The sequence below is a fragment of the Inquilinus sp. YAF38 genome (assembly GCF_052113205.1).
Classification (GTDB): domain Bacteria; phylum Pseudomonadota; class Alphaproteobacteria; order DSM-16000; family Inquilinaceae; genus Inquilinus.
Map to the genome: position 1 here is coordinate 24,305 of NZ_JBFRCU010000056.1, position 24,624 is coordinate 48,928.

Here is a 24,624-nt window from a genome sequence, read left to right on the forward strand (position 1 = left end):
CTGCGGTCAGGCGCGCCGGCGCAGGATCGCGTTGGGGCCATCCTCCAGCGTGAAATCGGGGCGGCTGCGCAGGAACTCGTCAGTGGCCGTGCGGCAGCCGGCATAGTCGTGATAGTCGTCGATGATGATCATGCCGCCCGGCGACAGCCGCGCCCCGAGATACTCGAGGCAGAGCTTGACCGGGTCGTACCAGTCGCAATCGACATGGGCCAGCGCGACCTGCTGCGCGGGCACATGGGGCAGCGTGTCCTCGAACAGCCCCTGGTGCAGAGTCACGGTCTTCCCGTCGACGGGAACGCCGTGGTCCGCCATGGCCTTGCAGACATCCCCGAAAAGATCCTTGCGGTAGCCGTAGTAATCATCCCCTTCGATGCCGACCGACTTGCCGCTGACGATCGTCTCATAGCGGGACTTGGCATCGGCCTCGTCCTTGTCGGAGGTCGGCGGCGGGATCATGCCGAACACGTCGAAGCCGTGGAACCGCCGGCCGCCCTTCTTGGCGAAATCGGCGAGGAGGATCGCGCTGCCGCCGAGGGCGACACCGAATTCAAGGATGTTGCCGGGGATCTTCTTTTCGACCACGGCGGAGGCCGACGACTCCAGCCGCGCCAGCTTCTGCGGCGTGAGATAGGTCAGCTTCTGCTTCACCACCTCCCGGGTCAGCGACGACAACCGCGCCGACGCGATCATGCCTTCGGCGCGCCGGACCACGCGGCCTATGACTGAGTTGCTCACCCGCCTACCCCCACTTTTGATCAGGCGCGCATGCTGCCGTGCGGCACCCCCACCGGACAAGGGGAATTCCAGGCCGGACCAGTTTGACCGTGCATATGGCTGACTCACTCTGCGATCCCGGCCAGGTCGTGCCGCATGATCGGGCGGGCCGGAATGCGGCAGGCGACGGTCCGGAAGCCGACGCGGGCGAAGGTCGAGGCGTAGCCGGAGCCCGAGGCGCTCGGCGACACCGTGGCGTCGAAGGGATAGGCTTCTAACGCCAGCGCCCCGGCCCGCTTCGCCGCCTGCAAAGCCGCCTCGATCAGGACGGCGCTGACGCCGCGCCGGCGCCGGCCCTTGCGGATATAGAGGCAGGACAGGGCCCAGACCGGCACGTCGTCGACGGCCCTGAGGCGCCAGTTGCGGTCGAGCTCCGGCAGCGCCGCGCGCGGGGTCAGCTGGCACCAGCCGACCGCCAGGTCGTCCTCGGCGAAGGCGAGCAGCCCAGGCGGCGGTCCCTGCTGCACCAGCGCGTGGAAATCGGCCTTGTTCCGGGCCCGTGGACGGCGGCGGTAGGCGGCGCCGATGCGGCCATGCATGCACCAGCAGCCATTGACCGCGCCGGCCGGCCCGAACAGGTCCTCCAGCGCTGGCCACCGGGCCGGCGTCAGCGGATGGATGGCGAAGCTCATGCCGGTTCTCCCGACCGGTTGCCTCTCCGATCAACACCTGGACGGCCAGTCCGGCTCCGGAAACCACTTCCGAATTCCGGCGGGGATGGTGCAGTCTCCCGGCCATGAGCGAGCGCATCCTCTATGGCCGCGAGCAGGATCTGGACGTCGCCGAGTTCCGGCGCGTGCTGGTCGAATCCGGCCTCGGCCGCATCCGCCCGGTCGACGACGAGCAGCGGCTGCAGGCGATGCTCGCCGGCGCCAACCTGATCGTGACCGCCCGGCTGGACCAGCCCGGCCGGCCGCTGGTCGGGGTCGGGCGCGCGGTCAACGATTCGGTCTGGTGCTGCTACCTCTCCGACCTCGCCGTCGTCCCTTCGGCCAAGGGGCTCGGCGTCGGCCGCGGCCTGCTGGACGAGGCGCGCCGGCAGCTCGGGCCGCAGGTGAGCCTGCACCTGGCCTCGGTGCCGGAGGCGGTCGGCTTCTACGAGCGGGCCGGAATGACGCGGATCGCCGACGCCTTCTCCTACAAGCGCGAATGCTGACCTCATGACCGAGCTTCCCGCCCATCAGTTCCATGGCCGCGACGGCGTCGACCTGGCCTATCGCGAGCTCGGCGAGGGCCGGCCGCTGGTGCTGATCCACGGCTTCTTCTCGACCGCCACGGTCAACTGGCTGCGCTACGGCCATGCCGAGGCGATCGCGGCGCGAGGCTACCGGGTGATCATGCCGGACCTGCGCGGCCATGGCGACAGCGCCAGGCCGCACGACCCCGCCGCCTATCCGCCCGACATCCTGGCCGATGACGGGCTGGCGCTGATCGAGCAGCTCGGCCTCGCCGATTACGATCTCGGCGGCTATTCGCTGGGCGGGCGGACCGTGGTGCGGATGCTGGTGCGCGGCGCCGCGCCGGGGCGGGCGATCGTGGCCGGCATGGGCCTCGACGGCATCGTCAGCGCCGGCGGCCGCAACGCCTATTTCCGCCGGATCCTGACCGGCCTCGGCAGCTTCCAGCGCGGCACGCCGGAGTGGATGGCCGAGGCCTTCCTGAAGACCGTCGGCGGCGACCCCGACGCATTGCTGCAGGTGCTCGGCACCTCGGTCGACACGCCGCGCGAGGCGCTGGCGCGGATCGCGGTGCCGACCCTGGTGGTGGCCGGCGCCGAGGACGACGACAATGGCTCGGCCGCGGATCTCGCCGCCGCCCTGCCGCAGGGCCGCCACGCCGAGACCCCCGGCAACCATATGAGCGCGGTGGCGAAGCCGGAGCTGGGCCTCGCCATCGCCGACTTCCTGGGGGATGCGCCGCGGAGCTGAACCGCGGCGCCCCCTCAGGACGGCAGAGAGAGGCGCCGCTAAGTCGGCGGAGCCTCCCGCCAGGCTCAGAGCACGAAATCCGACGCGGTGAGGGGGTGGTCGGAATAGACGTTGATGGCGAAGTCCGGCAGCTTGTCGCCGGTCGCGTCGATATAGACCACCTGGATTGCCCCGAACGTCAGCACCCGCAGCTCGCCGGCGGTGCCGTTGAAGGCGCCGGTGCCGAAGGTGAAGGCGGTGTCGCCGTTGCCCGAATTGCCGTCGGCGTCGATCGCCGACAGGTCGATCTTGTCGCCGGTGGTGAAGTCGGTGATGGTGTCCTTGCCGACACCCGAGGCCGCGCTGTCGGACAGGGCGTTGTAGGTGAAGGTGTCGTCGCCGGCACCGCCCTTCAGCAGATCGCCGCCGCCGCCACCCGTAAGCACGTCGTTGCCGGCCATGCCCCACAGCGTGTTGGCGTTGCCGTCGCCGGTCAGAACGTCCTGCTGGCCCGAACCCAGCACCTGCTCGATGCTGCTGAACGAGTCGCCCGCAGCGTCGCCGCCGGAGGCCGTGCCGGCGGCCAGATTCACCGTCACCCCGGCGGCGGAGCTGGCATAGCTGGCCGTGTCGATGCCAGCCCCGCCGGTCAGCACATCGGCCCCGGCCGCGCCCTCGAGGAGGTCGTTGCCGTCGCCGCCGTCGAGGTTGTCATCGCCGGTGCCGCCGAGGATGGTGTCATCGCCGGCGTCGCCGAAGACCTGGTCGTTCTCGCTGCCGGCATCGATGGAATCATTGTCGTTGCCGCCATGGATGGTGTCGATCCCGGCGCCGCCGACGAGGCGGTCCGCGCCGTCGCCACCGCTGAGGTTGTCGTCGCCGGCCTCGCCGGAAAGGGCGTCATCGCCGCCATTGCCGACGATGGTGTCGTTGCCGAGCTCGCCGCCGATGATGTTGCGGACGGCGTTGCCGGTGAGCTGGTCGTCGTGGCTCGACCCGTACAGGTTCTCGATGCTGGTCAGCGTGTCACCCTGGGCGTCGCCGCCGGAGGCGATGCCGGCCTGCAGATTGACCAAGACCCCGGCCGTCGAGCCCTGATAGTTGGCGAAGTCCGAGCCGTTGCCGCCGTTGAGGACATCGGCCCCCGCCCCGCCGCGGAGCGTGTCGTCGCCATCGCCGCCGGTCAGCGTGTTGACGGCGCCGTCGCCGTAGAGGTGGTCCGCCTGGGCCGAGCCGACCACGTTTTCGATGCCGGACAGCGTGTCGCCCTGCGCGTCGCCGCCGATGCCGGTTCCCGCGATGAGATCGACGGTGACCCCCACGATGGAAGCCGAGTAGTCCGCCGTGTCGGTGCCCGCGGCGCCGGAGATCTGGTCGGCCCCGGCGCCCCCGGTGAGCAGGTCGTTGCCGAAGCCGCCGAGGAGGATGTCGTCGCCGGCCAGCCCGTCGATGGTGTCATTGCCGTCGGAGCCGAGCATCCGGTCGGCCCCGGCCCCGGCCACCAGCGAGATGCGGAACACGTCGAAGCCGGTGCCGTTGCCCTCGGCGCCCACCCCGGTGTCGGTGGCTTGCGTCTGGAAGGTGACGTAGTGCCCGTCGGCCGAGATCTGGGGCGTGTTCGAGAGGTCGTTCAGCTCGGTCCCGTCGGCGGCGACGGACAGGCGCGTCACCGTGCCGGTCACCATGTCCTTCAGGAAGATGTCGCGGAGGCCGTTGGTATCGCCCTGCACCAGGTTGCTGGCGAGGCTGAAGAAGACGACGTAGCGCCCGTCGGCGGAGATCGACGCCTGGCTCGAAAGTGCGTCGCCCTGGCTGCCGTCGCCGGCGGCGGAGACCCGGGTGGTGGTGTTGGTCTGCAGGTCGCGGACGAAGATGTCGGTGGCGCCGTTGGTGTCGCCGGCGACCAGGTCGGTCGCGTTGCTCTCGAACACCACATAACGGCCATTGCCGGAGATCGAGGCGCCGAAGGACGTGCCGTTCCCCGATACGCCGCCGGTGGAGACTGAGACCAGGGTGGTGGTGCCGCCGGCGATATCGCGGACGAAGACGTCGGTGACGGCGCCGTTGGTGTCGGTGGCAACCAGGTTGCTGGCGGAACTGACGAAGGAGGCGCGGTTGCCGTCGTCGGACAGGCGGGCGACCAGGGAGTTGCCGTTGGACTGCGCCTCGTTATCCGCCACCGAGACGCGGGTGACGACGCCGGTCGACAGGTTCTTGACGAAGGCGTCGCTGAAGCCGTTGCTGTCGCTGCCGACCAGATTGGTCGCGGTGCTCTGGAAGCCGATGAAGGCGCCGTTGCCGGTGACGTCGACATTCTGCGACGCGCCGGTCGCCTGGCTGCCATCGGACGCGGTCGAGACCCGGGTGGTGATCCCGGTCAGCGTGTCCCGCATGAACACGTCGAGAGCGCCGTTGGTGTCGCCGCCGACCAGGTTGGTCGCGCTGCTGTTGAAGAACACGTAGCGGCCGTCATCGGTGACCGAGGCCACGCTGGAGACGTTGTTGCCCTGCGTCCCGCCGGTCGCGGTCGAGACCAGGATGGTGGTGCCGTTCTGCGTGTCGCGCAGGAAGACGTCGAACAAGCCATTGGCGTCGCCGCCGACCAGGTTGGTCGCGGTGCTCTGGAACACGACATAGCGGCCATCGGCCGACATCACGCCGCCGGTGGCGATGTTGTCGGCGCTGGTGCCGCCGGTGCTGACTGAAATCCGGGTGAGCGAGCTGGCATTGACGGTCATATGGAAAGCCTCCCCATCGATTCTGCGGGCGATGGCAGCCCTTTGGCCGGGAAAAACGCCACCGCGAAATTCAGAAGCTAATCAAACTTGTACGAATAGAAGTTGCACGAGTAATGGACGTGTGTTCACACACGCCGAGCTTCAGGGTTTTACACGCCCCGCTCTGCCTCGGCAATCGTGCAGCATTTATTTCAAAGCGACATACCCGGCAATGCCGGTCGGAGGGAAGTGCAGCGCGGCGGCACCTTGCATCAATTACCGCACCAGGATGGCGCGGAAGTCGTTGACATTGGTCAGGGTCGGCCCGGTCACCACCAGCCGGTCGAGCGCCGCGAAATAGCTGTAGGCGTCGTTGTTCGCCAGGAAGTCGGCTGCCGCCAGCCCCTGCGCCTTGCCCTGCGCCAGCGTCGCCGCATCGGCCCAGGCGCCGGCATTGTCCTCCGACCCGTCGATGCCGTCGGTGTCGCAGGCGATGGCGGCAATGCCGGCCCGGCCCTGCAGCTGGAGCGTCAGCGCCAGCAGGAGCTCGACGTTGCGGCCGCCCCGCCCCTGCCCCTTTACCGTCACCGTGGTCTCGCCGCCGGACAGCAGCACGCAGGGCCGCGCCACCGGCTGGCCGTGCCGCAGCACCTGTTCGGCGATGCCGGCCAGGACACGGCCGACCTCGCGCGCCTCGCCCTCCAGCGCGTCGCCCAGGATCACCGGTGTCAGGCCCAGTTCCCGCGCCTTCGCCGCCGCCTCCTCCAGCGCCGTCTGCGGCGTCGCCAGCATGTGCAGGTCGGCGGCGGGCAGCGCGGCCGGGGCAACATTGGCGCGGATCGCCCGCTCCACCGCCTCCGGCACCGCGATCTCATAGCGCCGCAGGATGGCCAGCGCCGTCTCCGGGTCGGCGCCGCCGGYGACGGTGGGGCCGGAGCCGATCACACCCGGCTCGTCGCCCGGCACGTCGGAGATCAGATAGGTGACCACCCGCGCCGGCGCCGCGGCGGCGGCCAGGCGCCCGCCCTTGATCGCGGACATCGCCTTGCGCACCGCGTTCATCTCCTGGATCGGCGCGCCGGAGCGCAGCAGCGCCTTGTTCACCGCCTGCTTGTCCTCCAGGGTCAGCCCTTCGGCCGGCAGCGACAGCAGGGCGGAGGCACCGCCCGAGATCAGGCACACCACCAGGTCGTCCGGACCGGCGGCACGGGCAAGGTCGAGGATGCGCTGGGCGGCGGCGCGGCCGGCGGCGTCAGGCACCGGATGCGCGGCCTCGACCACCTCGATCCGCTCGGTCGGCGTGCCGTGGCCGTAGCGGGTGACCACCAGCCCCTCGCAAGGATGCGGCCACAGCGTCTCGAAGGCCCGCGCCATCCGCGCCGCGCCCTTGCCGGCGCCGAGCACGATGGTGCGGCCCGTCGGCGGCTTCGGCAGCAGATGCTGCATCCGCGTCTCCGGATAGGCGGCGCTGAGCGCGGCCTGGAACAGGGCCTCGAGGACGGCGCGATCGGACGCGGACATGGATGTCTCTTTGCTATGGACGCAGCTGCGGGCGGCCCATCGAAGGCGAGGACCGGCCGCGGTTCAAGCGCGAATTGGGAGCGGCGGCGGGAGGGCGTTCCACCCTGCGAGAAAACTACAGCCCGATCCGCTCCGCCTCGAAGGGCACTGCCACAGCCGGGCCGCCGGCGATGCGCAGGTCGAGCGCGCCGGCACTGTGGCTGATCGCCTCGACCCGGTCCCAGCCCGGCTCGGCCGGCACCGCCCCGAAGGCGTAGGCGATCTCGACCCGCCCCGTCGGGTCCAGCGCGATCGCGGTCGGGTAGCCCTCGGCGGTCAGCGGGTTCGGCTGCATCGAGGCGCGGTGGCCGAGATGCAAGTACATGCAGCCCTCCTCGATCCCCAGCACATGGCGGTGCCGGCCGGAGAAGGGCGGGTAGTCGCGGCCGCCATTGCTCATCCACAGCATGGTGAACGGCAGGCGCCGCGGGTCCTTCAGGCCGAAGAACAGCAAGCCCTCCCACGCGGCCAGCGCCGCCGACCAGCCGAGCGGCGAGCCCGGCGCCTCGGCCAGCAGCACGATGTCCTCATGGCTGTCGGCAAAGGGATAGCGCGAGGCGTCGACCGTGCGCCCATCGGCCAGGCGCACGGCCTCCAGCCCGGCAATKCGCTGCGGATAGGCCAGCACCGAGCGCCCCCGCGCGGCATCGGGCTCGACCGGGGTCGGCGGCGTGGTGCCGAAGGCCTTGGGCGAGAAGCTGAGCGCCGCCCCGCCGGGCGCCCGGATCATGGCATGATGCGCCATCGGCAGCGCCCCGGCGCCGCCCTCGAAGACATGGCGCTGATAGACGATCGGCTGCCCGTGGCGCAGCGTCACCGCCTTGCGCACGGTGGCGCCGAACACCTTTTCCTGCAGCGTGAACCGCGCGGTGACGCCGCCGGCCTCCTGGTCGATGCCATCGAGGTCCCAATGGCCGTTGGCGGTCCAGCCATGGCCGGGCGCGTCGTCGAGGTCGCTGTCGGCGAAGGGGGCGCAGAAGAAGTCGCCGGCCAGGTTGCGCAGGCCGAGCGGGATGTCGTCCGGGAGCGTCTCGCCACTGTCGATCCAGGGCGCCCGGTGCAGCGGCCGGATCTCCCGCCCGTTCCAGCACATCACGACATCGTGCAGATGCCCGCCCGCGGGATTGAACACGATTCGAACCGTATCGACACCGAACTCGATCATCGCTCTCACCCGAATGATGCCGAAGCCTCTTAGCCCGGATTTCCCTTTCCGCCTATGACCTCGTCGCGCGCTTCCCGCCCGCCGCGCGGCGTCGCCCGGCGCGCATGCCAGCCTTTCCGGCTTTCGCCACCCGTTTTCCGCCGACAGGCGTATGTCTGACATTCGGGGCAAGACGGACAACCCGCCGCCCCGGAGGGGATCGAGACGACCATGCGACTCTGGCGGCGCGGCGACGAGACTGTCCCGATGGCCCCTATGCGCGCGCCGACGGCGCCCCCTGCCCCCGCGACCATCGCCGGCGTCGAGACGCCCCTGCTCGGCCTGCTGTGCTCGCTGCTGGCCAACCTGATGTTCGCGTCCAGCGACGCGCTGGTGAAGGGGCTGACGGCGAGCTATTCGATCTTCCAGATCATCCCGATGCAGGTCGCCTTCGCCTGCATCCCGATCCTGATCATGCTGCGGCGTGACGGTGGGCTCGGCCGGATGCGGGCGGCGCATCCGCGGCTGATCGTGGCGCGCGGCCTGCTGGCCGGGATCGGCACGATCTTCGGCTTCTACGCCTTCTCCGCCCTGCCCCTGGCCGATGTCTACGCCATCGCCTTCTGCACGCCGATGGTGGTGACCATCCTGTCGATCCCGATCCTGGGCGAGCAGGTGCGGGCCCATCGCTGGGCCGCGGTGGTGGTCGGCTTCCTGGGCATCCTGGTGATGGTGCGGCCCGGCTTCGAATCGCTGACGCTGGGACACCTCTCGGCCCTGGGCTCGGTCTTCACCGGCGCCGGGGTGGTGCTGATCATGCGCAAGATCAGCCGCGACGAGCAGCGCGCCGTGATGGTGACGGCGGTGATGCTGGGGCTGCTGGTCACCAGCCTGCCGGTCGCGCTGTTCGTGTTCAAGCTGCCGAGCTGGTTCGACCTGCTGCGGGTCGGCGCCGCCGGCCTGCTGATGGGATCGGCCCAGTTCCTGGTGGTGCGGGCGCTGTCGCTGGCCCCGGCCAGTACCATCGCGCCGATGCAATACACCATGATCGTCTGGGCCCTGGCCTATGGCAGCCTGTTCTTCGGCAATGCGGTCGAACCCTTCGTCGTGCTCGGCGCCGGCATCGTCATCGCCTCCAGCCTCTACATCATGCATCGCGAGCGCATCCGCGGCCGGACCCTGCGGGCGCATGTGAAGTAGCTTTCAGAATATTGCCTCTCTGCTATAATAATATTTGTCAGTTTCTCTAATTTTATTATTAATTCGAGGAATTCATCATGCCGACCTCGGTCACAACGGCCGATGCCGCGAGCATCAGCCTGCTCCAGCTATGTCAGATCTCCTATCTCGATCCCATCGCCATTCCTGCCGCCTTCCCGCTGGCCTGGCCATCGCCCGGCGGCGGCAGCTGGTCGCTGGCCTGGGGGCCGGCGCAGGACCCGTCCGAGGCTAATCTGGCCTATGTCGCGGTCCGCAGCGCCGCGGGACAGACCCTGTCCGTGGCCGTCGTCGTGCGCGGCACGGACTGGGACGGGTCGCTGCTGGGACTTTGGAACGAGATCGTCGAGGATCTCGGGGCCGACAGCCAGCAGGCGCCGCCCTGGGTGGCTCCGGACGGCGTCCTGATCGCCTGCGGCACGGCCGAGGCGTTGACCCGGGTCATCGGCATGACCTCGGATGGAAAATCCCTGGTCGATTTCCTGGCCGGCTTCTACGGCAATCCCGTCAATCGGCAGGTGCCGCTGCGGGTGACCGGGCACAGCCTGGGGGCCTGCATCACCACCGTGCTCGCGCCCTGGCTGCAGGCGCAGCTGGGGCAGCAGGGCCTGTCCCCCGCCATCGTGCCGACCACCTATGCCGGGCCAACCGCCGGCAACCAGGCCTTCGCCGAGGCCTTCCGCGGCGCCTTCCCGACGGCGACCTGCTACCGCAACACGCTCGACATCGTACCCAAGGCGATGGCGGATCTGCTCGAGATCCCTTTGATCTATGCCGATGTCGGCCCGGACATCCTGCCGCCGGCCGTCATCACCAGCGCGGTCGTCGGCTATGATGGTTGGCTGGACTGGTGCGGCGTCTCCTATGCCGACATTCCGGACAGCGTCTCGCTGCCGGGCGGCTGGCTGGCGCCCGATGGCAGCGACCCGCTCGGCCCCTGGGCCGACGAGGCTATGCAGCAGCACCATACGACGACCTATATGAGCCTGCTCGGCGGCACCTCGGTGACGGAGGGCGAGGTGGCGATGATGCGAGGGAGGCTGGCGGCGCGGCGGCCATTGCCCGCGCGCACCGTATCAAGCGATCCGGACTATGCCGCGCGGTTGAAGGCGTTCCTGGCCGCACCACGCCAGCCGGCACGCCGGGGCACCGGCGCGCTCTGATCGCAAGGAACGTCCGGCCGGGGGAGGACCCGGCCGGACGGAGTCAGGCGAGCAACGGTCGGGGGGTCAGTCCTGGCCGGGCCGCGGATCGTAGGTCGGGTGGCCGGTGTCGCGGTCGGCCGACTCCAGCGCCTGCAGGATCCGGATGATCCGTTCGTCACGCCAGCGCTCGATCTTCTTGATCGGCCAGCCGCCGGCCTGCTCCTGCGTGCCTTCGACCATGCGGTCGATCAGGGTGTCGGTCAGCTTCGGCGCCACCAGCTTGGTCCAGGGCAGTTCCAGCGCCGGGCCAAACTGCTCCAGCATATGCCGCATGCCGCCCTCGCCGCCGGCCAGATGATAGGTCAGGTTGGTGCCCATGAAGGCCCAGCGGATGCCGGCGCCGAAGCAGATCGCCTCGTCGATCTCCTTGGTCGTGGCGATGCCGTCGGCGACCAGGTGCAGCGCCTCGCGCCACAGCGCCTCCAGCAGGCGGTCGGCGATGTAGCCGTCGATCTCGTTGCGGACATGCAGCGGCTTCATGCCGAGCGAGGCATAGAAGGCCGAGGCAGCCCGGATCGTTTCCGGCGTCGTCTGCCTGCCGCCCACCACCTCGACCAGCGGCAGCAGGTAGACCGGGTTGAACGGGTGGCCAATGACGATCCGCTCTGGATGCCGGGCGCCCTCCTGGATCTCGCTCGGCAGCAGGCCGGAAGAGGAGGAGCCGAGGATCACGTCGGCCGGGGCGGCCGCCGCCATGGCGTGGTGCAGCTTGCGCTTCAGCTCGATCCGCTCCGGCGCGCTCTCCTGCACGAAATCGGCCACGGCGGCGACCGACTCGGCCGAGCCGAGGACTGCCAGCCGCTCTGGATCGGCGCCTTCGGCCAGGCCGATCCGGGTCAGCGCCGGCCAGGCATTGGCGACGGCGTCGCGCAGCGCCTGCTCGCCGGTCGGCGACGGGTCCCAGGCTACGACGTTCAGGCCGCGGGCCAGCGCCCTGGCGGCCCAGCCGCTGCCGATGACGCCGCCGCCGACGATGCCGAGGGTGCGGATCTCACGCGGCATGGGCCTGCCCCTTCAGCTTGAGGCCGAGATGGCTGCGCGCCTCGGCCGGCGTCATCACCTTCGACCCCATCGCCTCGATGATGGTCCGCGCCCGCTCGACCAGGCTGCCGTTGGAGGCGAAGACGCCCTTGTCGAGATAGAGGTTGTCCTCGAGCCCGACGCGGACATGGCCGCCCAGCAGCACCGCCTGGGCGACGAAGGGCATCTGCAGCCGACCGATGGCGAAACCTGCCCAGACCGCGTCTTCCGGCAGCATGTCGCGCATCGCCAGCATCATTCGCGGGTCGGGTGGCGTGCCCCAGGGGATGCCGAGGCAGAGCTGGAACAGCGGCGGCGCGTCGAGCAGCCCCTCCTCCACCATCTTCCGCGCGAACCACAGGTTGCCGGTGTCGAAGATCTCGAGCTCCGGCTTCACGCCGAGCTCCTGGATCCGCTTGGCCTGCTTGCGCAGGATGTCGGGGGTGGAGACGTAGACCAGCGAGCCGTCGCCGAAGTTCAGCGAGCCGCAGTCGAGGGTGCAGATCTCCGGCAGCAGCTGCTCGACATGCGGCAGGCGGTCGATGCCGCCGACCAGGTCGGTGTCGGCGCCGAATTTCGTCGGGTCGTCCTGCGGCCCGATCACCAGGTCGCCGCCCATGCCGGCGGTCAGGTTGATGATGATGTCGACGCCGGAGGAGCGGATGCGGTCCACCACCTCGCGGTACAGCGCCGGGTCGCGGCTGGGCTTGCCGGTCTCGGGGTTGCGGACATGGATATGGGCCACGGTGGCGCCGGCCTTCGCCGCCTCCAGCGCCGCATCGGCGATCTGCTGCGGCGTCACCGGGATCGCCGGATGCTTGCCCACCGTGTCGCCGGCGCCGGTGACGGCGCAGGTCACGATCACGCGCCGGTTGATGTCAGTCTGCAGGGCCATCGCCCACCGCCTCCCCGAATCGCCGGCGCACCGGCCGCTGGGTCGAGACTACGCCCGGGCGCCCCCGGACCTTGATCGGGAGCGACAGCAGCTTGACGCTTTCCGCTAGGCGGGGGAGGCCCTTCGGTCGCGGCTGGGCGGCACGCCGAATTCGCGGCGATAGCAGCGGCAGAAATGCTCGTAGCTGCCGAAGCCGCAGGCGACCGCCACCTCCAGCAGCGGGTCGTCGGAATACTGCACCATCGACCGTGCCCGCTGCAGCCGCAGCGACTGGTAGAAGCCCTGCGGCCCCTTGCCGAGATGGTGGGCGAACAGCCGCTCGACCTGGCGCGGCGACATGTCGACGGTACGGGCCAGGGCGGTCACCGCGATCGGGCTGGCGACGTTGCGCTCCATGATTTCGACCATCCGGGCCAGGCGACTGTCGCGGATGTCGAGCTGGCGCGGCACGGACAGGCGCTGCCGGTCCTCGGCATGGCGCAGGGTGTTGTAGATGAACTGCTCCGACACCGCCGCGGCCAGCCGGGCGCCGTGATCCATGCGGATGATCTGCAGCATCAGGTCCAGCGCCGCGGTGCCGCCGGCGCAGGTCAGGCGGCGGCGGTCGGTCTCGAACAGGCAGGCGCGCGCCTCGACCCGCGGGAACTGCTCGGCGAAGCCGTCCAGCGCCTCCCAATGCGCGGTGGCGCGGTAGCCGTCGAGCAGACCGGCGGCGGCCAGCGCGAAGCAGCCGGTGTCGATGCCGCCGAGCACCGCGCCGGCGCGGTCGAGCCGACGGAACCAGCGGATCAGCGGCGGGGTGACCGCCGCCAGCGGCTCGAAGGCGGCGCAGACGATCAGCATCGGCAGGTCGTCGGCGCTGCCGGCGACGGCATCGGCCGGCAGCGGCAGGCCGTTCGAGGCCGGCACCGGCAAGCCGTCGGCCGAGAAGATGGTCCAGTGATAGACCTGACGCCGCGACAGCCGGTTGGCGACGCGCAGCGGCTCCAGCGCCGAGGCGAAGGCCATCATCGAGAACTGCGGCAGCAGCAGGATGCCGATGCGGCGGGGGGCGTCGGTCATGGCGGGCCCGATCGGAAGCGTCGCCCTTCATCAATCCGGCGGGGCCGGAGGTCAAGGCCATGCGTGCAGTCGCCATCGACGCGACATCGTCCGGCCATCTTCCGCTGCTTCACTGCCGCTGTCGCCGGTGTCGGGAGCAGCAGCGAGAATGACAGCGCCAGCGGATCACAAGGTCCCGTCGCGTTGGGACGCGCTGGTCTTCGGCGCCAAGACGGCGCTGCTGCGCCGCGGCCGGGCCCTGCGCGAGATCCGCCGCCGGCCGGCGCGCCATCCGCGCGCGGACACGCTGTGCGATACCGCCATCGTCGCCGAGATCCGCTCGCCGCTGTGGTCCGGGCCGGTCGGGGCCGCCGAGCACGACCTGACCGCCGGCAAGATCCACAATCTGCGCCTGGCCCTGCGCGCCCTCGACGGCATCGAGGTGCCGGCCGGCGCCGTGTTCAGCTTCTGGCGCCAGATCGGCCGCGCCACGCGCCGGCGCGGCTTCGTCGCCGGGCGCGAGCTGCGCGAGGGCTGCCTGGTCGCCAGCACCGGCGGCGGGCTGTGCCAGCTGTCGAACGGCCTGTACGAGGCGGCGCTGGCCGCCGGCTTCGAGATCGTCGAGCGCCACGCCCACAGCCGGCTGGTGCCGGGGTCGCGCGCCGCCGCCGGGCGCGACGCCACCGTGTTCTGGAACTATGTCGACCTGCGCTTCCGCAGCCGCGCCGCCTTCCGCATCGAGGCGCGGATGAGCGGGGCGGAGCTGGAGATCCGCTTCCGCAGCACCGCCGCCCCGGCCGCCGGCATCGTGGTCCCCTTCCCCGCCCCGCGCGGGACCGCCGCTGATTGCGTCGGCTGCGTCCGTGAGGATTGCAGCCATCACCTGCCGCAGGGTCCGGAGATCACGCGGCGGCCGACCGCCTGGCTGGTCGATGGAAGCTGGCCGGAATTCACGGCGCTGCTGCGCACCCAGGCCGGGCCGGAGGATCGGCTGTTCCTGCCGATGCGCTGGCGCGCCCGCTATGCCTGGCCGGAGCTGCCGGGCGGGGAGAGCCGCGGCACCCTGGTCGCGCTGGCCCGTTCCCGGGCGCTGCGCCGCCTGCCGGCAGCGGGCGGCGCGCTGCCCCGGGCGATGCTGGGCTTCGACCGGCGGCTGGCCGAGGCCTATGCAAGCCGCCTGTCCTATCGCCACACCCATCTGGTGGTCGGCCAGGGGCTGCTGCCGCATCTCTGGCGCCTCGGCTGCCTGCAGGGCCGCAGCTTCGACGTGCTGATGGAGCGCTGGCCGCTGGCGGCGCTGCAGGCCCGGCTGGACCGGGCGCTGGCCCGCTATCCGGAGAGTCCGACACTGGGCGATTTCCGAGCGCCGGACGAGATCGTCGCGGCGGAGGCCGAGGCGCTGGCCGCGGCATCCCGCCTCTACACCCCGCATGGCGCCATCGCCGCACGCTTCGCCGACCGGGCGGTGCATCTGGACTGGGCATTGGCGGACGTCACCGCAGCATCAAGGCCCGCAATCGGCGGCCGCACCATCCTGTTCCCGGCCTCGGCCCTGGGCCGCAAGGGCGCCTATGCCCTGCGCGACGCGGCCGAGGGGCTGGAGATCGACCTGGCCGTGACCGGCCGGGCGCGCGAGCAGGCCGGCCCGTTCTGGCGCAATGTCGCGGCGCGGCCGCTGCCCGCCGGCGCCTGGCCCGACCCGGTCGCCGCGGTGGTGCTGCCGGCGATCGTCGAGCACCAGCCACGGGCGCTGCTGCGCGCCATGGCGCTGGGCATCCCGGTGATCGCCACCGCCGCCTGCGGCATCGACGCGGGACCGGGCGTCACCCTGGTGCCGGAGGACGATGCCGTGGCCCTGCGCGAAGCCTTGCTGCAGGCGCTGGGCGACGCGCCCCAGCGGATTCAGACTTCCGCCAGGAACTCCGCATAGGTGCCGGAGATCGCCGCCACCGCCGCGTCGTAGAACTGCTGGCCATGCTCCGGCGTCGCCAGGCCGGGGTTGGAGCCGATGCGGCCGTCCGGGAAGCGGCGGCGGTAGTCGGCGGCGTCGTAGAATCGGCCCGAGGGCGCGATCGGCGGGTCCAGCTCGGCCGACTTGATGTGGTCGGGGAACAGATATTGGGTGACCGCCACCTCGCTGGCCGTGGCGTGGCTGCCCTCGGCCACGCCGTACAGCTGCTTCGACAGGCGCTGCACGCCGGCATTGTCCCACCAGTTCACCAGCCGGCAGCGGATCGACGGGCTGCCGAGCGCCCGCCGCTCGGAATAGATCTCGTAGAAGGCGGCCTGAATGGTGGCGATGTTGCCGCCATGGCCGTTGACGAACAGGAAATGGTCGAAGCCGTGCTCGGCCAGCGCCATCACATAGTCGCGGATCACCAGCACCAGGGTCGACGGCTTCAGCGTCATGCTGCCCGGGAAGGTCATGTGGTGATGCGCCATGCCGACGCCGATGGTCGGGCCGACCACCGCCCCGGTCCGGTCGCCGACGCCGCGGGCGATGCCTTCGGCGCACAGCGCATCGGTGCCGATCAGCCCGTTCGGGCCGTGCTGCTCGGTCGAGCCGATCGGCATGATCGCGCCGCGCGAGGTCTCGAGATAGGCCTCGATCTCCGGCCAGGAGCTGAGCTGAAGCTGCATGGGTCCTCCGTTCCCTGGGGTCGCCTTGTCCAATCCGGCAGCGGCCCAGGAGTTCCTTGGAAAGCGAGCCGGTCAGGTTAAATCCCCAGCGCGCAGCCGTCCTTGCGGGGGTCGGAGCCGGCGATCAGCACGCCGCGGTCATGGTCGATCAGGATCGCCTGGCCGCCGCCCAGCGGCTCGTCGCGCCGGTCGACCGTGTGGCCGCGGCCGGCGAGATCCGCCGCTACGTCCTCGCCGATCCGGGTCTCGAGCTGCAGCACGCCGTCGAAGGCAAAGCTGCGCGGCAGGTCCAGCGCCGCCTGCGGGTCGAGGCCGCGGTCGACGATCGAGGAGACGAACTGGGCCTGGCCGGCCGCCTGGTAGTGCCCGCCCATCACCCCGAACACGCCGGCGGTGCGGCCGCCGCGGCGCAGCAGGCCGGGGATGATGGTGTGCATCGGCCGCTTGCCCGGCCCGATCGCGTTCGGATGCCCCGGCTCGACCCGGAACGACCGGCCGCGGCTGTGCAACAGCACGCCGGTCTCGGGGTCGAGCAGGCCGCTGCCGAAGCTGTCGAAGATCGAGTTGATGAAGGAGACGGCGTTGCCGTCGCGGTCGACGACGCAGAGATAGATGGTGTCGCGGTGCTCCGGCTCGGTCCACAGCGCCGGACGGCTGGCGCGCTTCGGGTCGATCCGCCGGCGCAGCGTGCCCAGCACCTCCTCCGACAGCAGGGTGCGCGGGTCGTGCGGCAGGTGGTCGGGGTCGCAGATCAGCGCGTCGCGGTGGTGGTAGGCGATCTTGGTCGCCTCGGCATGCAGATGGATGCGGTCGGCCTCCGGCATCTCCGCCGCCAGGTCGTGGCCGGACAGCAGGCCGAGGATCATCAGCGCCGCCAGGCCCTGGCCGTTCGGCGGGCACTCCACCACCTCGGTGCCGTGATAGTCGAGCCGGATCGGGTCGACCCAGTTGGCGACCTCGCGGCCGGCGGCGAAATCGTCGAGCGTGTGCAGCCCGCCCTGGGCCTTGAGCAGGCGGACCAGCGATTCCGCCACCGCGCCTTCGTAGAAGGCGGCGGCGCCATGGGCGGCGATGTCGCGCAGCCGGGCGCCGAGCAGCGGCTGGGCGTGGCGGTCGCCGACCGCCGGGATCCGGCCGCCGGGCAGGAACACGGCGCGACAGCCGGCATCGCCGGCCAGGAAGCCGGCATCCTCGGCCCAGTCCCAGGCGACGCGGGGCGCCACCGGATAACCCTGCTCGGCATAGAGGATGGCGCGGGCGAACAGCCGGTCGAGCGGCAGCGACCCGTGCTCGTCATGCAGCCGACACCAGGCCGAGATCGCGCCCGGCACCGTCACCGCATGCGGGCTGCGCTGCGGGATCGCCGTCAGCCCCTGGGCCGCCAGCGCCTCCGCCGAGGCCGCGCGCGGGGCCCGGCCGCTGCCGTTCAGCGCCAGCGCGTCGCGCCCGGCCGGGGCGTAGAGCACGAAGCAGTCGCCGCCGATGCCGGTCATGTGGGCTTCGGCCACGCATTGCACCGCGACCGCCGCCAGCGCCGCGTCGACCGCGTTGCCGCCATCCATCAGCACCTCGAGCCCGGCGGCCGAGGCCAGCGGATGCGAGGTGGCGATCGCCGCCTCGCCCGCGATCAGCGCCGAGCGCCCCGGCTGGCCGAAATCCCGCTGCATGCGCCGTTCCTTTCCATTGGATCCGTCGTTGATATCCACGGCACGGTCGGCTTGGCAACCGGCCTGCGTGTCGTCGGCCGCCGGTCCCGGAATGCCGGACCGGCGCGCCCTGCATTTGCCCATGCCGACAGGCAGTGACGATTTTATGAAATTTGCCGGCACACAGCTTTATGTCGCGTCCGATGGTTGATTTCAAAACGAGGCGCTTCGTATAAGCCTCGCCGCTACAGAGAGGGGTCGCGAGTTCCATTTGGGGGGACGCGCGCCGGACACCTGAGGGGAAGTAAAAATGCGGAAGTTTTTGTTGCTCGGGGTGTGCCTTGCGGCCGCCGCGGGCGGGACGAGTATTGCCCGGGCGGCGGATGCGCCTGTCACCTCGGGCCTGTCGCTGAAAATCAATGGCTGGATCGGCTTCATGGCCGGCCTGTCGCTCAGCAACACCGCCGACGATACCTTCGACCGCGACTATGACTTCGTGTCCAATGCGCGGCTGCAGTTCGACGTCAAGAACGTCACCGATTCCGGCCTGGAATACGGCGCCCGCATCCGCATGAACAACGTCGACCGCCGCAACGACGTGACGATCGACCGCACCTATCTCTACCTCAAGGGCAGCTTCGGCACGGTCACCTTCGGCGACGCGCCCTATGCCATCGCCGATTTCGGCTACGTCTATGCCCATGACACGCTGAACGGCAAGCTCGGCCTCGGCGCCGGCTGGGGCGACGGGCTGGACGGCAAGTTCAACCTGTTCGGCGGCTCCGACACCTTCTACGCGGTGGATCCGAGCTACGGCATCGGCGGGCTGAACGGCAAGGACACCAAGGTCAAGTACACCTCGCCGAGCTTCTCCGGCCTCTCATTCGGCGTCGACTTCACGCCGCTGGCCGGCGGCAACGGCCATGCCGGCAATGGCGGCCGCAACGACCTGTTCAACGACAGCACCGCCCGCTACGAGAACATCGTCACCGGCGGCGTCAACTACACCAACACTTTCGACGGCACCACGGTGACGGCGCGGGCCTCGGCCGGCACCGGCAACGGCGTCAGCGGCAACCACGACTACGAGGCCTACAGCCTCGGCGGCCAGATCGTGCATTCGAGCGGCTTCGCCGGCAGCGTCAACTGGGTGCATTTCGCCAGCACCTTCCGCGCCGACAAGTCGATCGACTCGATCACCGGCGACCTGTCCTACTATGGCGGGCCCTATGTCGTGTCGGTCGGCTACGCCTACACCACGGCGGAGAAGAGCAACGGCCTGAAGTCGTCCTTCACCGACGGCACCGACCTGAAGGCCAACCACAGCGTCATCGGCTCGTTCCTCTACAACTTCGCGCCCGGCCTCAGCAGCTTCACCGAGCTGGCCTATGAGCGGAACGAGTTCCGCGCCGGCCAGGACTACGAGTCGACCGCGCTGACCACCGGCGTGGTGCTCGCCTTCTGATCCAAGACCATTCCTGACCGACCGAGCGAGGAGAGGGCGGCGCCAGGGGCCGCCCTCTCCGTTTTCGGGCACGGCTTTGCGTGCCATGGCGTTGCCTCACCGGAGGAGCGCGATGGGCGGAAAGGCCGGACAGGTGCGGATCGGGATCTCGGGCTGGACCTACCGGCCCTGGCGCGGCGTGTTCTATCCCAAGGGCCTGCCGCAGAAGCGCGAGCTGGCCTTCGCCGCCGAGAGCTTCCCGACGGTCGAGATCAACGGCACCTTCTACGGCACCCAGCGGCCGGAGAGCTATGCCCGCTGGGCCGAGGAGACGCCGGAAGATTTCGTCTTCGCGGTCAAGGGGCCGCGCTACATCAGCCATCTGCGCCGCCTGCGCGAGGTCGAGGCGCCGCTGGCCAATTTCCTCGCCTCGGGACCGCTGCGCCTGGGGCCGAAGCTGGGGCCGATCCTGTGGCAATTCCCGCCCAGCTTCCGCTTCGACCCGGAGCGGATCGAGGCGTTCCTCAAGCTGCTGCCGAAGGACACCGAGGCCGCGGCCGAGATCTCCCGTCGGCACGACGAGCGCTATGCCGGCCGGGTCTGGACCAGGACCGACCGCAAGCGGCCGCTGCGGCACGCCCTGGAGATCCGCCACGACAGCTTCCTCGACCCGGCCTTCATCCGGCTGCTGCGACGCTACGGCATCGCCCTGGTCTGCGCCGACACGGTCGACTGGCCGCGGCGCATGGACCTGACCGCCGACTTCATCTATTGCCGCCTGCACGGGTCGGAGCAGCTGTATGTCAGCGGCTATGACGATGCGGCGCTCGACAGCTGGGCCCACCGCGTCGCCGCCTGGGCCACGGGCGGCGAGCCGGCGGATGCCGAGCGGGTGATCGACAAGCCCGGGCCGAAGCGGGCGAAGCGCGACGTCTATGTCTATTTCGACAATGACGCCAAGGTGCGCGCGCCGGCCGACGCCAAGGGGCTGATCCGGCGGGTCGAGGACCGGCTCGGCGGCTGAGCCGTCAGGAGGCCACCTCGCCGCGCAGCTCGATCGGGTCGGTGGACCGGCGGCCGCCCTGGACCGGCGCCAGCGCCGCCGCGGCGATCTCGCCGCGCAGCCAGCTGTGGTCCGGGTCGCGATGGCGCCGCTCGTGCCAGATCAGCGCCACCTCGTAGGGCGGCAGCTCCAGCGGCGGGTCCACCACCGCCAGCGGCAGCATCGCGGCAACCCGGGTGGCGACGCGGTGCGGCACGGTCAGCACCAGATCGGTCTCGGCGATCATCGCCGGCGCCGTCAGCATGTTGGGGACCAGGATCGGGTCGCGGTCCGGCAGGTCCAGCTTGGCCAAGCCGTCATAGACCTGGCCGAAGCCGTCCTCAGAGCCCGAGGCGATCACGGCATGGCGCAGCGTCGAGAAGCGCTGGATCGTCCACTCCTGCGCCAGGGCCGGGTGGTCCTGCCGCAGCAGGCAGGCGAAGCGGTCGGAGTACAGGCTGCGCCGGAAATAGCCCGAAGGGGTTTCGCCGATCTGGCCGACGGCGAGGTCGATCTCGCCCTGCTCGAGCCGCCGCAGCGCGCCGGCCAGCAGCGGATCGGTGACGATATCGAGATGAGGGGCGCGCTCGCGCAGCCGCGGCAGCAGGCGCGGCAGCAGCACCAGCGCCTGGTGGTCGGGCATCGCCATCGTCACCTTCGACCGCCATTCCCCGGGGGCGAAGCTGCGGCTGGTCACGATGTCGCGAATCGCCCCCAGCACCGACGGCAGCAGCACGGCCAGGCGTTCGCCGCGCGGCGTCGGCGCCAGGCCGGTGGAGGTGCGGACCAGGAGATCGTCGTTGAACATGCCGCGCAGCCTGGCCAGCGCCCGGCTCATCGCCGGCTGGCTCTGGCCGACATGCTGGGCGGCGTGGGTGACGTTGCGGTGTTCCAGCAGCGCTTCCAGCGCCACCAGCAGGTTCAGGTCGACCGAGGCCAGGTTCATCGCCGGCCGCTGCGGCGCCGCATAACGGTCGCCGCCGACCAAGGCCTGTGGCGCCGAAGCCGTCGGCGTGAAAGCACCTTCAAACATGCAATCTTCCCTCTTCCAGGCAGGGAGCGGGCGACGGGCGTCTCTCTCGCTCGGCGGGAAAGCCCGGAAACCGTCAGGGTTTCCGGGTGAGGCGAGGCCGAAGAATCGACCCTTTATCGAGGAGGCTGTCTGTCCGGGTGAACATGATCTTATGCTCATCTTGTGAACAGATGCTCATTCCCGGACCGGGCAGAGTCAAGCGCGGCGGTGAGCGGCTGCATCGCCCGAAGGCCGGGAATTGTCCGATGTTTCCCAGGCGGTTGGTGGGCGGCAAATCGGCCGCGACCGGTTCGCAACCCTTGCCGGCCGGGCGTATCGGCCACTCGACCGCGGCTCCGGCGGCCGGCGTCCCGGCCTCTCGCGGACCGGGTTCCCGCATCACGCCATGCATTATTGATATGGTTCTAAAGTCGGTCGGCGGGTCCGGGCATGCCGGGACCCTGACCTGTCCCGGCGGGTTGCACGCCGACCGCCCGATCGTGATAGACCATGCCCCGCCCCGCCCTCCCCGGAGGACGGGGCCGCAGTGTGCGGAGGGGTGATGACGGTCCAAATCGACATCGGAGCGCTGTCCGACGGGACATCGGCCATGATCGATCTCGAGGAATTGCTGGCGACGCGGCTGCTGGTGCAGGGCAATTCCGGCTCCGGCAAGTCGCATCTGCTGCGCCGCCTGCTGGAGCAGAGCGCGCCCTGGGTGCAGCAGGTGGTGGTCGACCCCGAGGGCGACTTCGTCAGCCTGGCCGACCGCTTCGGCCATATCGTGGTCGACGGCGACCGGTCGGACGAGGATTTGTACCGCATCGCCGGCCGGGTGCGACAGCACCGCACCTCCGCCGTGCTGAACCTGGAGCGCTGCGACATCGATTCGCAGATGCGCGCCGCCGCCGCCTTCCTGAACGGGCTGTTCGACGCCGAGCGCGACCTCTGGTACCCGATCCTGGTGGTGGTGGACGAGGCCCAGTTGTTCGCCCCCGCCGCGGCCGGCGACGTGTCGGAGGAGGCCCGCAAGGCGACGCTGGGCGCCATGGCCAACCTGATGAGCCGCGGCCGCAAGCGCGGCCTGGCCGGGGTGATCGCCACCCAGCGCCTGGCCAAGCTGGCCAAGAACGTCGCGGCCGAGGCCTCGAACTTCCTGATGGGCCGCACCTTCCTGGACATCGACATGGCCCGCGCCGCCGACCTGCTGGGGCTGGAGCGGCGCCAGGCCGAGATGTTCCGCGACCTCGGCCGCGGCCGCTTCGTCGCCCTCGGCCCGGCCCTGTCGCGCCGGCCGATCGAGATCCGCATCGGCACGGTCGAGACCGGCGCGCGCTCGGCCAGCCCGAAGCTGCTGCCGATGCCCGAGACGCCGCCCGAGGACATGCACGAGCTGATCTTCAAGGCGGCCGAATCCGAGCCGCCGATGCCCCGCCCGACGCGGCCGCCGCCGCAGCCGCAGCAATCGACCGCCGAGCTGCTGGCCCAGCTGATCCGCAGCCGCCCCGACACCGCCCCGGCGGCGGAGGAGGAGCCGGACGCGATGACCCAGGCCGAGCGCGACGCCGCGATCGACGCGGTGCTGCGCGACCTGGTGGCGGCGGAGGATTCGGCCTTCCGCCCGATCGCGGTGCTGTACCAGGATTTCCTGGTGCGCTGCCGGATCCAGCGGGTCGGCAGCCGCAGCGCCCCGGCGCTGGACCTCGCCGGCTTCCGCGGCCGGCTGGCCGTGGCCCGGGCCGGGGTCGACACCGACACGGCGGAGAGCCCGGCCTGGCAGCACGCGACCGGGCTGGCGCGGGAGCTGCCGGAGGACATGCAGGGCATCTTCCTGCTGCTGGTCAAGGCGGCGATGGCCGGCGCCCCCTGCCCGTCCGACGCCACCATCGCCCGTGCCTACGGCACCCAGTCGGTCGGCCGCACCCGGCGCCTGTTGTCCTATATGGAGCAGCGCAACTTCATCGTCTGCCGCATCTCGGGGCGCGGCGGCCACCGCATCGTGGCGCTGCCGGACCTCGGCTGCGAGACCGCGCCCGGCGACCCAAATGCGCGGGAGGAGGCGAGGACCGTGGTCGATCGCGACGCTGCCGCGGCCGGCGAGGATCGCGCCACGGCCGACGAGATCGAAGCGGTTCCGCCCCTCTCCTGAGAGGCCTGCGGCATTCATACATCGCTGACGCGAGCTTCTATAAGTCGGACTCAAAAGAGGCGATGTGTGAATCCAATAGCCTGAGAGCCTGGGGCTGCGCCCCATGACGTCTCGATGGTCGCCGAATCGGAAACGCAGCCGGCGAGGCCACCTGACGGCGGCCTCGCGGCGTCCGTTGCTCACGGCCTCTTATCCGTCGCGCTCCCGTTCCCGAAGCCGGGGACAGGGCTGCCGTCGGCCGTGCCATTCTCAGGCAATCCCAGGCGCCGTGCCAGGGCGGGCGGCCTGAACAGGATGTGGCCGTGCTGCTTGGCATAGGCCGCCTGGCGCTGGAACTCGGCTTCGTCCGGATCGAGCTCGGCCGGTGGCGGCGGGGGATCGGGCGGCCCGGCTGCTGCGGCAGGCCCGGCGCCGCCGGGATCGGGCGGCCGGTCKTCCAGCTTGCGGAAGAGCCTGCCGCCGGGGGCGAAGATCTCGCCGGTGGTGGTGTTGAAGTTGTAGATCGTGTCCCCTGGCAGGCCGAGGTCGGCGGCCGGGATGGTGCGGTAGGTTCCGGGGGTAAAGTCGTATCTGGGCGGCGGCGGGGGCGGAGGGGCGGCCTGGCCGGGGACCTCGTCCCATGGCTTCGGKCCGGCGCCGGCCGGATCGGCCTTCGGCCCGAGAGCGGCGGCGAGGGCTTGGCGGGAGAGGCCGATGGCGCGGCCGAGGCGCCGGATCAGGACCTCGATCGGCAAGGCGGTGTCGGCGAGGTCGACGTCGATGCGATCGTCCTCGGTGAGCTTTTCCCAGAGCTCGGTGGTCAGCCGCTCGCGGGCCTCGGGCTTGACGACGGCGATGGCGCGGGAGAGGCGTTCGCCGACGGTCTTGCGCCGGCGGTCCTTCTGGTCCTGCCGCCGGTCCTTGCCGGCCGCGGCCCTGCGCTGCGCGTCCTCGCGCTGCCGGCGCAGCCTGGCCTTCAGGGCGATGGCGCGGCGGATGCCAAGAAAGAGATTGCTGAAATGGGTCTCGGCCTTCCCGGCGCGATCGAGATCGCCGGCCTTGAGGGCGGACATGCCCTGGGCCTGGAAGCCCATGGCCAGCGCCTCGGCGACATGGGCCAGGCGGGACAGCGTCGCGAGGTCGGCCTCGTCCGTGGCCGGCGAAGCGGCGGAGGGATTCCTGAACCTGGTGGTGCCATCGACCATTCCTGAATTAGAACAAAACAGGAACT

At 70.6% G+C, this 24,624-nt stretch carries 20 protein-coding genes; 8 read left to right on the plus strand and 12 right to left on the minus strand.

All coding sequences use genetic code 11. The annotated features are described in order from the left end of the window. Positions 1-6: 6 nt before the first annotated feature. Both AB4Z01_RS22765 and AB4Z01_RS22770 read right to left on the minus strand, forming a co-directional pair. Positions 7-735 (minus strand): TylF/MycF/NovP-related O-methyltransferase, encoded by a 729-nt coding sequence (locus AB4Z01_RS22765; protein ID WP_441697860.1) that lies wholly within the window; start codon positions 733-735, stop codon positions 7-9. A 104-nt stretch (positions 736-839) separates the two neighbouring features. Then, positions 840-1,406 carry a GNAT family N-acetyltransferase gene (locus tag AB4Z01_RS22770; RefSeq protein ID WP_441697862.1) on the minus strand — a complete coding sequence of 189 codons (567 nt, stop codon included), beginning with the start codon at positions 1,404-1,406 and terminating at the stop codon, positions 840-842. Between the two features lie 104 nt (positions 1,407-1,510). On the opposite strand from AB4Z01_RS22770, the gene AB4Z01_RS22775 reads away from it, so the two are divergent. Continuing rightward, positions 1,511-1,930, plus strand: a complete 420-nt coding sequence (locus AB4Z01_RS22775; RefSeq protein ID WP_441697864.1) for a GNAT family N-acetyltransferase — start codon at positions 1,511-1,513, stop codon at positions 1,928-1,930. A gap of 4 nt (positions 1,931-1,934) precedes the next feature. Further along, positions 1,935-2,702, plus strand: coding sequence for an alpha/beta fold hydrolase (locus AB4Z01_RS22780; protein WP_441697865.1), 768 nt, complete (start codon positions 1,935-1,937; stop codon positions 2,700-2,702). 65 nt (positions 2,703-2,767) lie between these two features. Here the strand turns inward: AB4Z01_RS22780 and AB4Z01_RS22785 are convergent, their stop codons facing one another. The 3 genes from AB4Z01_RS22785 to AB4Z01_RS22795 form a co-directional block, all read right to left on the minus strand. Continuing rightward, a complete protein-coding gene (locus AB4Z01_RS22785) occupies positions 2,768-5,419 on the minus strand; it encodes a beta strand repeat-containing protein (protein ID WP_441697867.1) in 2,652 nt (883 codons plus the stop codon). Positions 5,420-5,674: 255 nt separating this feature from the next. Continuing rightward, entirely contained in the window at positions 5,675-6,919 is a 1,245-nt protein-coding gene (locus AB4Z01_RS22790) for a glycerate kinase type-2 family protein (protein WP_441697869.1), read from the minus strand. A gap of 115 nt (positions 6,920-7,034) precedes the next feature. Further along, on the minus strand, positions 7,035-8,123 hold the full coding sequence (locus AB4Z01_RS22795) for a hypothetical protein (RefSeq protein WP_441697871.1): 1,089 nt from the start codon (positions 8,121-8,123) through the stop codon (positions 7,035-7,037). 246 nt (positions 8,124-8,369) lie between these two features. Here AB4Z01_RS22795 and AB4Z01_RS22800 point away from each other — a divergent pair, with 246 nt between their 5' ends. Beyond that, positions 8,370-9,302 (plus strand): DMT family transporter, encoded by a 933-nt coding sequence (locus tag AB4Z01_RS22800; RefSeq protein WP_441697873.1) that lies wholly within the window; start codon positions 8,370-8,372, stop codon positions 9,300-9,302. A gap of 77 nt (positions 9,303-9,379) precedes the next feature. Then, a complete protein-coding gene (locus AB4Z01_RS22805) occupies positions 9,380-10,483 on the plus strand; it encodes a lipase family protein (RefSeq protein ID WP_441697875.1) in 1,104 nt (367 codons plus the stop codon). A gap of 66 nt (positions 10,484-10,549) precedes the next feature. On the opposite strand, the gene AB4Z01_RS22810 is transcribed toward AB4Z01_RS22805, so the two are convergent. The 3 genes from AB4Z01_RS22810 to AB4Z01_RS22820 all read right to left on the minus strand — a co-directional run bounded on the left by AB4Z01_RS22810 (position 10,550) and on the right by AB4Z01_RS22820 (position 13,502). Continuing rightward, positions 10,550-11,527, minus strand: a complete 978-nt coding sequence (locus AB4Z01_RS22810; RefSeq protein ID WP_441697877.1) for an L-carnitine dehydrogenase — start codon at positions 11,525-11,527, stop codon at positions 10,550-10,552. Then, positions 11,517-12,440 (minus strand): 3-keto-5-aminohexanoate cleavage protein, encoded by a 924-nt coding sequence (locus AB4Z01_RS22815; RefSeq protein ID WP_441697878.1) that lies wholly within the window; start codon positions 12,438-12,440, stop codon positions 11,517-11,519. Before AB4Z01_RS22815 ends, AB4Z01_RS22810 begins: the two co-directional genes overlap by 11 nt. 105 nt (positions 12,441-12,545) lie before the next feature. Then, positions 12,546-13,502 carry a GlxA family transcriptional regulator gene (locus tag AB4Z01_RS22820; RefSeq protein WP_441697880.1) on the minus strand — a complete coding sequence of 319 codons (957 nt, stop codon included), beginning with the start codon at positions 13,500-13,502 and terminating at the stop codon, positions 12,546-12,548. Positions 13,503-13,650: 148 nt separating this feature from the next. On the opposite strand from AB4Z01_RS22820, the gene AB4Z01_RS22825 reads away from it, so the two are divergent. Further along, the gene (locus tag AB4Z01_RS22825) at positions 13,651-15,411 is read left to right on the plus strand and encodes a VanW family protein (RefSeq protein WP_441697882.1); all 1,761 of its coding nucleotides are present in this window, start codon (positions 13,651-13,653) and stop codon (positions 15,409-15,411) included. Here the strand turns inward: AB4Z01_RS22825 and AB4Z01_RS22830 are convergent. Further along, positions 15,384-16,121 (minus strand): creatininase family protein, encoded by a 738-nt coding sequence (locus AB4Z01_RS22830; RefSeq protein WP_441697884.1) that lies wholly within the window; start codon positions 16,119-16,121, stop codon positions 15,384-15,386. The two genes, AB4Z01_RS22825 and AB4Z01_RS22830, sit on opposite strands and share 28 nt — an antisense overlap. A 77-nt stretch (positions 16,122-16,198) precedes the next feature. After that, a complete protein-coding gene (locus AB4Z01_RS22835) occupies positions 16,199-17,788 on the minus strand; it encodes a gamma-glutamyltransferase family protein (protein ID WP_441697886.1) in 1,590 nt (529 codons plus the stop codon). A 289-nt stretch (positions 17,789-18,077) separates the two neighbouring features. Here AB4Z01_RS22835 and AB4Z01_RS22840 point away from each other — a divergent pair, with 289 nt between their 5' ends. Next, entirely contained in the window at positions 18,078-19,232 is a 1,155-nt protein-coding gene (locus AB4Z01_RS22840) for a porin (RefSeq protein ID WP_441697888.1), read from the plus strand. A gap of 112 nt (positions 19,233-19,344) precedes the next feature. Further along, on the plus strand, positions 19,345-20,235 hold the full coding sequence (locus AB4Z01_RS22845) for a DUF72 domain-containing protein (protein WP_441697889.1): 891 nt from the start codon (positions 19,345-19,347) through the stop codon (positions 20,233-20,235). Between the two features lie 4 nt (positions 20,236-20,239). Here the strand turns inward: AB4Z01_RS22845 and AB4Z01_RS22850 are convergent, their stop codons facing one another. Further along, positions 20,240-21,286, minus strand: coding sequence for a LysR family transcriptional regulator (locus AB4Z01_RS22850; RefSeq protein WP_441697891.1), 1,047 nt, complete (start codon positions 21,284-21,286; stop codon positions 20,240-20,242). A gap of 541 nt (positions 21,287-21,827) precedes the next feature. Here AB4Z01_RS22850 and AB4Z01_RS22855 point away from each other — a divergent pair. Continuing rightward, on the plus strand, positions 21,828-23,414 hold the full coding sequence (locus tag AB4Z01_RS22855) for a helicase HerA domain-containing protein (protein WP_441697893.1): 1,587 nt from the start codon (positions 21,828-21,830) through the stop codon (positions 23,412-23,414). A 179-nt stretch (positions 23,415-23,593) separates the two neighbouring features. Here the strand turns inward: AB4Z01_RS22855 and AB4Z01_RS22860 are convergent. Then, on the minus strand, positions 23,594-24,624 hold a 1,031-nt coding region (locus AB4Z01_RS22860; RefSeq protein WP_441697895.1), incomplete at its 5' end, for a hypothetical protein.